The organism is Chryseobacterium sp. PvR013 (genome assembly GCF_017833095.1).
Lineage (GTDB): Bacteria > Bacteroidota > Bacteroidia > Flavobacteriales > Weeksellaceae > Chryseobacterium > Chryseobacterium culicis_A.
Genome location: NZ_JAFIBT010000001.1, coordinates 1,845,927 through 1,858,865, shown reverse-complemented (window position 1 = coordinate 1,858,865; position 12,939 = coordinate 1,845,927). Strand labels below are relative to the sequence as shown.

General features: G+C 36.1%; 11 protein-coding genes. 5 read left to right on the top strand and 6 right to left on the bottom strand.

Annotated features, from left to right (window positions below; genetic code table 11):
• Positions 1-17: 17 nt before the first annotated feature.
• Positions 18-1,619, bottom strand: a complete 1,602-nt coding sequence (locus JOE44_RS08215) for a S8/S53 family peptidase (RefSeq protein ID WP_209785161.1) — start codon at positions 1,617-1,619, stop codon at positions 18-20.
• An 88-nt stretch (positions 1,620-1,707) separates the two neighbouring features.
• On the opposite strand from JOE44_RS08215, the gene JOE44_RS08210 reads away from it, so the two are divergent.
• The 4 genes from JOE44_RS08210 (at position 1,708) to JOE44_RS08195 (ending at position 4,905) form a co-directional block, all read left to right on the top strand.
• Positions 1,708-2,832, top strand: coding sequence for a DegT/DnrJ/EryC1/StrS family aminotransferase (locus tag JOE44_RS08210; RefSeq protein WP_209785160.1), 1,125 nt, complete (start codon positions 1,708-1,710; stop codon positions 2,830-2,832).
• Between the two features lie 2 nt (positions 2,833-2,834).
• Positions 2,835-3,254: a hypothetical protein gene (locus JOE44_RS08205; RefSeq protein WP_209785159.1), complete on the top strand. Its 420-nt coding sequence runs from the start codon at positions 2,835-2,837 to the stop codon at positions 3,252-3,254.
• Positions 3,255-3,287: 33 nt separating this feature from the next.
• Complete coding sequence (gene galE / locus JOE44_RS08200) at positions 3,288-4,310, top strand: UDP-glucose 4-epimerase GalE (protein WP_209785158.1); 1,023 nt, start codon at positions 3,288-3,290, stop codon at positions 4,308-4,310.
• Positions 4,311-4,452: 142 nt separating this feature from the next.
• Positions 4,453-4,905 carry an adenylyltransferase/cytidyltransferase family protein gene (locus JOE44_RS08195; protein WP_105683567.1) on the top strand — a complete coding sequence of 151 codons (453 nt, stop codon included), beginning with the start codon at positions 4,453-4,455 and terminating at the stop codon, positions 4,903-4,905.
• A 47-nt stretch (positions 4,906-4,952) separates the two neighbouring features.
• Here JOE44_RS08195 and JOE44_RS08190 read toward each other — a convergent pair whose 3' ends face one another.
• From JOE44_RS08190 to pnuC, 5 genes are all read right to left on the bottom strand, one after another.
• The gene (locus tag JOE44_RS08190; RefSeq protein WP_209785157.1) at positions 4,953-7,562 is read right to left on the bottom strand and encodes a TonB-dependent receptor; all 2,610 of its coding nucleotides are present in this window, start codon (positions 7,560-7,562) and stop codon (positions 4,953-4,955) included.
• A 132-nt stretch (positions 7,563-7,694) separates the two neighbouring features.
• Complete coding sequence (gene mltG, locus JOE44_RS08185) at positions 7,695-8,720, bottom strand: endolytic transglycosylase MltG (RefSeq protein WP_209785156.1); 1,026 nt, start codon at positions 8,718-8,720, stop codon at positions 7,695-7,697.
• 32 nt (positions 8,721-8,752) lie between these two features.
• Complete coding sequence (gene dapF, locus JOE44_RS08180; RefSeq protein ID WP_209785155.1) at positions 8,753-9,520, bottom strand: diaminopimelate epimerase; 768 nt, start codon at positions 9,518-9,520, stop codon at positions 8,753-8,755.
• An 89-nt stretch (positions 9,521-9,609) separates the two neighbouring features.
• Positions 9,610-10,290, bottom strand: coding sequence for a hypothetical protein (locus JOE44_RS08175; RefSeq protein WP_209785154.1), 681 nt, complete (start codon positions 10,288-10,290; stop codon positions 9,610-9,612).
• Between the two features lie 4 nt (positions 10,291-10,294).
• Positions 10,295-10,966, bottom strand: a complete 672-nt coding sequence (gene pnuC, locus JOE44_RS08170; protein WP_209785153.1) for a nicotinamide riboside transporter PnuC — start codon at positions 10,964-10,966, stop codon at positions 10,295-10,297.
• Between the two features lie 447 nt (positions 10,967-11,413).
• Here pnuC and JOE44_RS08165 point away from each other — a divergent pair, with 447 nt between their 5' ends.
• Positions 11,414-12,931 (top strand): amino acid permease, encoded by a 1,518-nt coding sequence (locus JOE44_RS08165; protein WP_209785152.1) that lies wholly within the window; start codon positions 11,414-11,416, stop codon positions 12,929-12,931.
• The last annotated feature ends 8 nt before the right edge of the window (positions 12,932-12,939 follow it).

Sequence of the window (12,939 nt, the reverse complement as noted above, 5' to 3'; positions counted from 1 at the left end):
TGCGAGAGATAAAATAGCTATTCCTTTAAGAATTTTTCATACAAAACCTTATCCTTCGTCTGAATTTTCAGATAATAGGTTCCTTTGGGAAAATCCTCCACTTTTATAGATTTCTGATTATAATTTTTTCTGACGAGTCTTCCCAGGTTATCATAAATTTCTAAAGACAGTATTTCCTGTTCTGAAGCAATGTTCAGAATATTTTTAGCAGGATTCGGAAATATAGAGCATTTTTCTTTCTTTACAAGTTCAGAGGTATTCAGAACGAGGTTGTATAAGTTTCCGAAATTAAGAATACCATATCCTATCTGATCTGAATGGGCAGGATACAGTGAAGCGGTCTGTCTCAGTCTTGTTCTGATCTGTTCCCTGTTCATCGTTGGAAATGCCTGAATAAGACAGGCTACTCCTCCGGCAGCAATAGGCGTTGCAATAGAAGTTCCGTTCACGATTAAGGTAGCATTATCATAAACTGTTGTAGTTCCAGTTCCTAGAGTGCTTCCATCAGGTTTTACGATCCCGAGAGCATTAGGCCCATAAGAAGAAGAAGGAGAGGCATTTCCGGCAGCATCTACATTTCCAATAGAGAATACTTTTGAATTGTCAGAAGGTGTCAAAAGGTAATGCCATGGCTGTTGTCCGGAATTACCTGCAGCAGCAAGTACAAAAATCCCTTTCTCAGCAGCAATGCCTGCTCCGCGTGCAATGAAAGAAGTATTTCCGTTCATATCGGCATACGTATAATTGTAACGGCTTTCATCAAAAACATTGTAACCTAATGATGACGTAATAATTTCCACCCCTTTTCTGTCCGCTTCTTCAGCAGCCTCAATCCAGTAGAGTTCTTCTTCAGGAATTTCTACAGCAGCATTTTCACTGCGGTAAAGATAAAAATCAGCATCAGGGGCTGCTCCTACAAAAACATCTTGCAGATATCCGCCGATAACTCCTAAAACAACAGAACCATGAGGACTTAGAGCCGTATTGTAAATATCTCCGGTTTTGGTAACAAAATCATAAGATGCTTTGATATGATTATTTGTCCACAATCTTGCAAAAGCAGTTCCCGTATTCACTGTGGGAAATCCGGCATCAATCACCGCTATAGAAATCCCTGTTCCGGTGTAACCTGCCAGATGAAGCGGCCGAATATTAACCTGGTCAATTTGTGCAGAACCGGAACCATAATTAAAGTTCGTGAGTGTTTTATTGACACTGGCATCATCTTTCCATTTTCCAGGTGCTGTTTTTACGGTTGTTGAACTGTTTCTTGCAAAACTTTCTACAGACAAAACAAAGGTTTGAGACTGCAACAACGTTTTTTGAGCTGGAGTGGCATTTACTGCAGCTCCGTTAAGCCATTTTGAATAATCTGTAACCGTAAATCCTAAATTTTGAAGATTCTGGAGATAAGACTGTTCAATAGGGGCATCCTGATCATTGAGCGGTATTCCCAGTGCGGTACGCCTGTTGAGTGATTTCTGGCTGAGTTCTGACAGCGGATTTGCGTAAAAAGCTGCTTTATTAGGCTTATCCGTGAAGTAAACAAAAACGAGCTCCGTTTGTGCTGAAACGGTTAGGTAACCTGTTAGGAAACAAAAGAGTAAAAGTTTTTTCATAAAATTTATTTGTATAAAGATAAAAACAAAATCAATAAAATTTTTGATAGGATTTTAAATTCCTTATTTTTACAGAAATATTTATTATATGAAAAAAATTCAGATGGTTGACTTGCAAAGTCAGTATTACAAAATAAAGAATGATGTAGACAATGCAGTGTTGAATGTAATGGATTCTGCGGCATTTATTAACGGTCCTGAAGTAAAGTCTTTCCAGAATGAATTGGAGTCTTATTTAGAAGTAAAACATGTGATCCCGTGTGCCAATGGTACAGATGCATTACAGATTGCCCTGATGGCTTTAGATCTGAAAGAAGGAGACGAAATTATTACAGCTGATTTTACTTTTGCTGCAACAGTAGAAGTAATTCACCTGCTTAAATTAAAATCTGTATTGGTGGATGTGGATTATGATACATTCACGATTTCTACAGAACAGATTAAAAAAGCAATTACCCCAAGAACAAAAGCAATTATTCCGGTACATATTTTCGGACAGTGTGCCAATATGGAAGAGATATTGAAAATTGCTGAAGAGCACAACCTATATGTTATCGAAGACAATGCTCAGGCAATCGGTTCAGAATATACATTCTCTGATGGAACCGTAAAGCAGGCAGGAACAATGTCTACAGTAGGAACAACATCTTTCTTCCCTTCAAAGAATCTTGGATGCTACGGAGACGGAGGTGCTATTTTTACCAATAATGATGAGCTTGCTCACCGTTTGAGAGGGATCGTTAACCATGGTATGTATGAAAGATATTACCATGATGAGGTAGGAGTAAACTCCCGTTTGGATAGTATTCAGGCTGCGGTTTTAAGAAAGAAACTTCCTCACCTGGATTCTTACAACGAAGCAAGAAGAAGAGCTGCAGACTTTTATGATGAAGCATTTGGAGGAAATCCAAATATTCTTACTCCAAAAAGAGCAGAAAATTCTACACATGTATTCCACCAGTATACTTTAAGAATTCTGAATGGAAAACGTAATGAGCTTCAGAAGTTTTTGACGGAAAAAGAAATTCCTGCAATGATCTACTATCCGGTAGCATTAAGAAAACAAAAAGCTTACTATCAGGAAAGTAATGATGCAGATTTTGTGAATACTGATAAACTTTTGGATCAGGTAATTTCTTTACCTATGCATACAGAATTAGATGAAGAGCAGCTGAAATATATTACAGATGCTGTTCTTGAGTTTATGAAATAGATATGCTTCACGAAGAAAGAATATTGAAGCATAAGTTCGCTTATTTTTTTACAATTATTTTCGTTCTTGCTTGGATTATTTATTATGGAGCAGTAGTTATTAATATTCTGCTTAAAGGATACAGAGTAAAAGATGAATATACTGGATTTGAAATACCCTATTATTCATTAACATTTATAATATTTACATTATTAATTATGACCTTTATAAGTATTTTTAAAGAATCAAATAAAATGTTCTTGTATCTTAATATCTCTATGTTTTTAATAATGATTGCAGGGTTGGTTACTTTTTATGCCAAGTTGGGAGAGACTTCAGCAAAGTCTATTTATTCACTTTTAATAACAATAGCAGTATTGGTTATCGGACCCGCAATTTTAATTAATTATTTAAAACATAATCCGGCAAAAAGCGAAATATAAGATATAGGGAAACACAAAGATTAAAAAATAAAAATGGCAATACTTGTTACCGGCGGACTTGGATATATTGGTTCTCACACTGTAGTAGAACTTCTTAATAACGGCTTTGAAGTAGTTATTGTAGATGATTTATCCAATTCGGAGAGGTTTATTTTAAAAAATATTGAGGAAATTACAGGTAAGAAGCCGGTTTTTTATCCTTTTGATTTGAGAAGAAAAGAACTTCTCACTCAGGTTTTTGATGCTCATCAGATTGATGGATGTATCAATTTTGCTGCTTCCAAAGCGGTGGGTGAGAGTCAGGTAAAACCTGTGGACTATTATGAGAATAATTTGTTCTCTTTGATTAATATCCTTAAGGAATTTAAGGAAAGAGAGATTTCTAATTTTATTTTCAGTTCATCTTGTACAGTATACGGACAGGCAGATGAAATGCCGATACATGAAAACACTCCGTTGAAAGTACCTGAAAGTGTATATGGGAAGACAAAGCAAATGGGAGAGCAGATCCTGATTGATTTTGCCAAAGCCTATCAAAGTAAAGTATCATTATTAAGATATTTTAATCCAATCGGAGCGCATCCTTCCGGAAAACTGGGAGAGTTGCCGATCGGAATTCCTAATAATTTAGTACCTTATGTGATGCAGACGGCTTCAGGAGTACGTGAAAAACTGAACATCTGGGGTGACGATTATACTACAGAGGACGGAACAGCCGTTCGTGATTATATCTATGTTGTAGACCTGGCGAAGGCACATGTTGCAGCATTAAAAAAACTGATGAAAGATCCATCAACGGATGCTGTGATTGATATCTACAACCTGGGAACAGGAAATGGATCATCTGTGCTGGAGGTGGTAAAGGCATTTGAAAAGGCCAATAATGTAGAAGTGCCTTATCAGATCTGCGCAAGAAGAGAAGGGGATATTACTATCGCATATGCCAATCCTGAAAAAGCGGAGAAAGAACTTAACTGGAAGTCTGAAACGTCTCTGGAAGAATCTTTAAGAACCGTTTGGGAATGGCAGAAATATTTAAACAGTAGAAATTCATAAACATACGTATTGAGAAATCGTAATGTTGTATGAAACAATAATTTAAAAGATAATAAAACAAATTACAAAACACCTTCCCTGAAATTCAGTGCTTTATTTTTTAAGAACATGTATTTCAGCGAAGCTTTAATTTACAATTAATATGAAGACACAGAGAATAGGTATTACATTTTCATCATTTGACTTATTACACGCAGGTCACATCAAAATGCTTGAAGAAGCTAAAACAGTATGTGATTATTTAATCGTGGGGCTTCAAATCGACCCGTCACACGATCGTCCCAACAAAAATAAGCCAAGCCAGACTATTGTTGAAAGATATATTCAACTGAAAGCAGTGAATGCTGTAGATGAGATCATTCCTTATTATACAGAAGAAGATCTTTTGGATATTCTTAAATCATTTGTAATTGATGTAAGAATTATCGGAGATGATTATATGGACAGAGATTTTACAGGTAAAAAATACTGTGAAGAAAAGGGAATTGAGCTTTTTTACAACAAAAGAGACCATAGGTTTTCCACCAGTGATCTGAGAAGAAGAATCTACGAAGCTGAAAAAGAAAAATACTCGAAAGCAGAACCTGTAAAATAACAGGAATAAAAAAATCCCGAAAGTAACTTTCGGGATTTTTTGTTGTATTACATTGGACCGCCTTGCTGGTCGTCTCCTGCTGCATTGGAATTGATATCCTTTTTCTTTTTAGGCTGTTCAATTTTCTCTCCCTGCTTGAATCTGTAAGTTAATGATATAGCAAACTGTCTTGGCTGCCATTGCATATAGTTTCTTCGTGTATAATCCTCATTGAAACTGAATACTTCTCTGCTTCTTGTGTTGAATATATCCTGAATATTGAAGGAAATTGTTCCGTCTCCTTTCCATATTGTTTTAGAAGCACCAAGGTTCAGCGCATACATATCCTGAGTATTTTGGTTGGCCGATTTCTGCGCCCCTCTATAGAATCCTTGCAATTGTACGCTTAACGTTTTGTCAAGCCTGAATGTTGTATTCAGACGTGCTCTGGTAGAAAATCCGTTTCCTGTAAAATCCATATTACGGGTTTGCTGCTGCTTATTTTTATCAATAGCATCATAATAAGCAATTCCGCTGGTTTTATATCCGAACATGTCAAGACTTCCCATTATTTTCAACCAGGCGAAAGGATCGTAGGTGAAGTTCAGGTCCAAACCGTAACGATCATCACTTCCTAAGTTGATCGGTTTTGTATAGAATACTCCCAGGCTTTCATCAGGTCTGTATACTAGCATTTTAGTATCATCAGTGGCATGTCTGTAGTATAGGGTAGGATTAATGGTAAACTTTTTTCTCGTAATATTATATCCTACTTCAAATGAATCTACATACGATGGGTTCAAATCTATGTTTCCTTCAAAAATATTCTGGCTGTTGCTGTAATTTGGGAAAGGAACCATGAAGAATGATCTTGGTCTGTCTATTCTGCGGGAATAATTAAGCAAAATCTGATTGTTTTTAGAAACATCATAGCTTAAGAATACACTCGGAAATAAATTATTGTAGTTTTTAGTTTTATCGATCCTTTTGTCATTAGGATTTTGATTGATATAATTGATGCTTACATTTGAAAGCTCATCTCTTAATCCCAGCTGATAAGCAAATTTTTCTCCGATTTTACTTTTAAACTGCAAATAGAAAGCATTGAAAACTTCCTTATAGTCGGTATTGTTGTTATAGCTAGGAATATATGGATTGTTGGAAGTACTGCTTACAAAGTTATCATACGTATTATCATTAACATCCAATCTGTATCCTGCTTCAAGCTTTGATTTTTCTCCTATTGGTAGTTCATAATCAGCCTTACCAATGATTGTTTTGCTTGATGAATGTCTTCGTGTAACATCTTGCACATCAGGACGAAGGTCATAGGTTTCAAGAATGTCTGCATTATTATTACTTCTGTTCTTTTGCAAGCTCAATGATACGGCTAAATTCTGTCCTTTATCATCAAATTTGTGATCCAATCCCAAATCTCCCTGGAAAGCAAGATTATTGAATACACTTTTAGAATCTCTTCTTCCGGTAGGGTTTAATAAATTCCATTGCCCTGCAATAGTGCTTGGGTCCGGGGAATCTCTGAAGAACCTGTAAAAGCTGTCATAAGTATCCAGAAGTTCATTTCCGTCTCCTTCAAATGTTCTCACCAATCCTGTGAAATTGATTGATGTCTTATCAGATAAGTCATGTACAAAACCGGCACTTACATTATAATTTTTATTATAAGTTTTATTGGTTGAGTTCTGCAACTGATGTGCAAGAACATCGTTGGGCTGCTGAAAAGGAAGGATTTTAGGGAATGTAAGGTTATGATAAGTCGTTTCCGAATTATTCTTGGTTTTATTTTCTGTGTAGCCACCGCCACCGTTCAGAAACCAGGTCCAGTTGTTTTTTCTCCAGCTTAGGTTGGTATTAAGAGAAGTTCTTGGAAAATATCCTAACGATCCTACCACGCTTCCGTTAAATCCAACTTTTTTGCTTTTTTTAAGGATGATATTCAGAATACCGGATGTTCCACTCGCTTCAAATTTAGAAGAAGGGTTGGTAATTACCTCAATTCTTTCAATCTGGTCAGCAGGAATACTTTGTAATGCATTGGCTCCATCGTCAATTCCCAATAGGGCAGAAGGTTTACCATTGATCAGAAATTTTACATTGGTACTTCCTCTCATAGAAACGGTTCCGTCTGTATCTACAGAAACTGAAGGAACATTCGTTAAAACATCCTGAAGGTTTCCTCCTTTGCTCACGATGTCCTGTGAAGGATCATATGTTTTTTTGTCAAGTTCTACTTTATAAGGTTTGGCTGCTGAAGCGGTAATAACAACACCTTGTATTTCTTTTGTTTTACCATCCACAGTAGAGGTAGGCTCTGCTTCAATAGATAGCGCCCCGATATTCCCTGCTGCAGCAATATTTTTGCTGACTACACTTTTTTTGTAATCAATCGCTTCTACGGTAATATCATAATCTCCCGGCATAAGCTGAAGCTGATACTGTCCCTTTTCATCAGTCAGTACAGCATCACTTAACGTTTTGTTCGCTTTATTACTGAAAGTTACAGAAGCGTAAGGAACCGGCTGATTTTTTTTGTTGACAATGATTCCTGAAACTCCAGCCTTCTCCTGTGCAAAAGCCATCGCTGCTGCTGAAAGTACTAATGTAAGTCCTAACGTTTTTCTGGTGAAAATATTGACAATTTCTGTCTTATTCTTCATAGGTTATTTTTTTGTATAAGATCGTGAAAGAATAACCCTTAATATTTTGAATGTCCATATCAATTTGATCTTCAAAACATTATGGTTTTATGTTTTTTTCTAACTGTATAAATTTTGAGGTGCTTTCTAAACTTATTTTATATTTTTTGAGTTGAGCCAGTCCTGATAAGCTTTTGCATTCACCGCGTGCTCTTCTGCACTTGCTGTAAACTTATGGTATCCAAATCTTGCTGGGTCAGCACACATAAATATATAATTGTTGTTTTCAGCATTTAAAACAGCATCTACTGAATTTTTATCCACTACGCAGATAGGCCCCGGAGGAATCCCAGCATTGGCATACGTGTTATAAGGTGATGGTGTAGATAAATGCTTATATAATACCCTTTTTATAGGTTCTTTAAAATTAGTCTGCTTATTGATTGCATAGATTACCGTAGGATCAGACTGAAGCTTCATTCCTTTTCTGTAACGGTTTAAATATAATCCGGCAATCGTTTTCATTTCATCCTTTTTTCCTCCGGACTCCTTATAAACAATAGAAGCCAAGGCATAAATCTGATCTCTTGTAAGGCCAGACTGCTGTTCTTTGTTTTTTCTTTCGCTCGTCCAGAAATCATTATACTGATTCTCGAACTTGGAAAAAAATTCTCTTGGGCTTACCGTCCAGAAAAAATTATAAGTATCAATGAAAAAGTATTTTTTTAAATCTTCAACATTTTTATAGCCTTTCTCCTGCGCAACGGCATCCAGATCATTCACAAAATGCAGTGAATCAATTTCTGTTTTTTTAGTCACCTTACCGATCATTTGATACATATCCCCAAAATCACCGATTCTGTAAGAATTTGCGGCTTGGTTACCTGCTTTGATCATATTGACAAGGTTCTTGTTGCCTGTTCCCCGTTCGATATGATAACGCCCTGCTTTAAAATTGGTATCAAGACCTTTCTCTTTAGCTACCGCTTCAAATGACTCCCTGTCTTTAATATAAGGAGCAATAGAGTCTAGGATCTGTTTAAAGCCTGCTCTGTGAGGAATCAGGACATAACCGTCCTTTTCTACATTATTCCCTAAATATTTATTATAAAATCTCAAACCAAAAAATCCTGCGACTACAAAAATCAGCAGAATGACAATGAGAATTGCTTTTTTCATTCTTATAAATGTTGATTAAAAGTTTTTTGTTTTTAAAGAAGATCAGTCTTACCTCTAAAAACTTGCTTTGCAGGACCTTCCAGCCAAATGTTCTGGAAAGCATCACCGCTTTTTTCAGCATATACTTTAAGATTTCCGCCTAAAGTTTTAACTTTTACAGAGGTTAGATTATGTTTTTGCAGAAAAGTTAAAGCAGAAGCTGTAACTCCTGTTCCACAACTGTAAGTTTCGTCCTCAACGCCTCGTTCATAGGTTCTTACAAAAATCTCATTATCGGAAATTTTTTCTATAAAGTTCACATTGATTCCTTTTTCTTTATATTTTTCAGAATTTCTGATGCCATATCCTTCGTCATACACGGGATAATCCTTCAGGTTTTCTACATATTTTACATAATGGGGAGATCCGGTATTCAGAACGAAGTCATTTCCGTCATGTGAAACGGTATCTACATTGATCATTTTTAATTTAATGATCCCGTTATGGATTTCAGCTTCATGTTCGCCGTCTGTTGCAATGAATTTGCATTTATCTTCAAAAATGTCCAGGAAAAAAGCAAAAGCAACAAGACATCTTCCTCCGTTTCCGCACATAGTACTTTCTCCTCCGTCAGAATTGTAGTACACCATTTTGAAATCATAGTCAGGATCGTTTTCCAATAGAATAAGACCGTCAGCACCAATTCCGAAGCGTCTGTCACATAATTTTTCAATAAGGCCTTTATCTTTAGTAAACTGCAGATCACGGTTGTCTACCATTACAAAATCATTTCCTGTTCCCTGATATTTATAAAATTCCATATTTTTTTGTTAAATGAAGCAGCAAAATTACTATATTTTAAATGAAAAACGAACAGTGTTAACTGTTCGTTTTGTTATTTATAATCGTTTTATCTAAAGCCTCCGCCACTGCTTTGCTGTCTGCTGGAACTGTTGGAACTGCTGCTTTGGCTGCCTGAGCTGTTTCTGAATCCACCACCTGAAGATTCTGATCTGCTGCTGCTTCCGGAATTTCTGAAACCACTGTTATTCTGGCTTCCCTGGTTGCTCTGATTGCCGCTGCTTTGATTTCTGAATCCGCTGTTACTGTTGGAGTTTCTGAATCCGCTGTTGTTTTGATTACCCTGATTGTTTTGAGAACCACTATTTTGGTTTCTGAATCCACTGTTGCTGTTGGAGTTTCTATTATTATTGAATCCTCCGCTATTATTATATGAACCGTTACTGTTCGTTGTACGTGTATTCTGGAATCCGTTTTGAGGTCTTGAAGAAGAAGAAGATCTTCTTTCTACATAGACTTTTCTTCTGGAGTTATTATAATTGTCATAGTAATAAGGAATTCCATTATCATAGTAGTAATTAACGTTGTTTCTGTAATAATAGCCGTCATTACCATAATATCCTCCATTTCCGTAATATCCGGAAGGAGCATAATAATACCCATTGTTATAGTAAGGATCACCATAACCATAACCTCCATTATTGCTTCCGTATCCGTCGGTATATGCTAAACAAGATGTTAAACTGGCAATAGCAAAAATACTGACTGCTATTTTAAATAAATTTTTCATGACTTTATTGTACTTTTTTTTCTTTAAAACTTTTTTTCCAATTGACGTATCCTAAGATAGCCATTATAGTAAATACCAAATATTGCACCGAAGTGATTCCAAGTCCCTTAAAAATCATCATAGGAATGCAAATTAGATCCCCGATAATCCAGAAAATCCAGCTCTCAATGCGCTGTTTGGCCATCAACCACATTCCTACCAAAAATATTGAGGTTGTGAAAACATCCATCCAGTTTGCCCAGTCCAGATGATACAATCCGAGACTGGTTCCTTCCATAGAAAATTGATTATCAATATAAGGTTTGTAATAGTAAATAAGGGTAACAAGTGCCAGACTCAGTATAAAAAGCAAGCCGGCATAGATCCATTCTTTTTTGAGAGCCCAGGTGACATCAACATGAATATGATCTTCTGAATTCCTGGCCCATAAAATCCATCCGTAGATACTCATTACAGTATAATAAACGTTGATCAGGCAGTCTCCTAGCAGACCGAAATTGAAAAGAATATAAACATAGATCAGCGTAGAAATAATGCCGGTAGGATATACCCAGATGTTCTTTTTTATCGAAAAATACACACTCAGAGTTCCTAAGATGGCTCCCGAAGTTTCCAACATAATCTGTAAAGTATCATAGCCTTCATAAGGCTTTATGAAAAGATCATATAAATTCATACCCTCAAAAATAAAGAAATTTTACTTTTTTTAGAAGTTCCTTACAGGTTATCAAATATAATATCGTTCCTGCAAAGTTTTCCGATTTGTGAAAATTCAATGGGGAAGTGATGATTACTCAGAAATTCTGTTTATTTAGGACGGTAAAGAGGTTGTAAGATTATAATGACATTACCGACGTTTTCAAACTACAACCATCATGATATATCTCTACATTCTTTTTTTTTGTAAGAATATAGATTACGGCATATTTGTATTATTACTGACTTCCTGGTTCTGTGGTTGAGAATCAGAACGGGAAAACTTCATGTTGGTGAAATACTATGAATAAGGTGCTGGTCAGGTTTTTAAAGTCTTTAATGTAAAATAAATGATGAAATTTTAACGATTAACGTGAGAGTTTCTAAATTTTTTATATTTTCGTAAATCCTTAATAAATAAAAAAACATGTCGAAAATTTGGGTTAAAAAGCCACTAAGTGCCTATGAGGCAGATATGAAGAAAAGTGAGCTGAAAAAAGTCCTTGGAAAATGGAGTTTAACAGCAATTGGAGTGGGTGCTATCATCGGTGGTGGAATCTTTGTTCTTACGGGAACGGGAGCCTATTATCATGCAGGACCAGCACTTGCCATTTCCTTTATCATTGCAGGTATTGCCTGTGTTTTTGCTGCATTATGTTATGCAGAGTTCGCATCCATTATTCCTGTAGAAGGTTCAGCTTATGCTTATGCGTATGGAACTGTAGGAGAAATTTTTGCATGGGCCATGGGGTGGTGCCTCATCCTCGAGTATGCCATGGCGAGTATGGCCGTCTCCGTGAGTTGGTCCGGATATTTTAACAAGTTTTTGAAAATTTTTAATATTCATTTACCTGCCTATCTGACATCAGATCCTTCAAGTTATACCGGAGATGGTTTTTCAATGAACCTGCCTGCATTCATTCTTGTTCTTTTAATTACAGCATTATTGGTAAAAGGGACTAAAGAAGCAGCAGGAGCTAATAACCTGATCGTATTAATGAAAACTTCTGCCGTTATTTTTGTAATTATCGCTGGGGTGTATATTATTTTCTCTAATACTGATCTTTATAACGCTGTAGATGGTGTTAAAAACTGGAAGCCTTTTATTCCAGATCCAATACAGATTAAAAACTCTGAAGGTGATCTGGTCTCCGCTTATGGTATTAAAGGTATTATTTCCGGAGCAGCTGCTATTTTCTTTGCTTATATTGGTTTTGATGCTGTTTCTACACAGGCTGGAGAGGCTATTAATCCTAAAAAAGATGTTCCTTTTGCAATTATTGCTTCATTATTAGTGTGTACGGCTTTGTATATCTGCGTATCTCTTGTATTGACAGGGATGATGCATTATACAGACTTTAATCCTGAAGGGAAATATCCTGATGCTATTAAAGCTCCTGTAGCGTATGCTTTCGAAATTGCCGGAAAACACTGGGCGAGTAATGTTGTCACAATTGCAGCTACTGTAGGATTAATTTCTGTAGTAATGGTAATGATGATGGGACAGTCAAGAATATTCATCGGAATGGCAAAAGACGGATTGATTCCTAGATTCTTTGGTGATCTTCATCCAAAAACAAAAACCCCTTATAAAGGGATCATTTTGCTAGGAGTTGTAGTCGCATTGATTGCTGCATTTACACCAATTTCGACATTGGCAGATATGACAAGTTTCGGAACCCTCTTTGCATTTACACTGGTTTGTATTGCTGTTTGGGTAATGAGAAAAAAAGAACCTAATTTGATCAGACCTTTCAAAGTTCCTGCTTATAAAATAGTAGTAGCATTGGGTGTATTCATCAATATTTACTTGATCTTTAACCTAAGTGCTCATGCATTGGAACTTTCCGCAGTATGGTTGTTCTTAGGAGGTTTAGTATACTTCCTTTACGGAAAATCAAACAGTAAATTGAACAATCCTGAAAAATATCAGAACCAAGATTAATAATAATA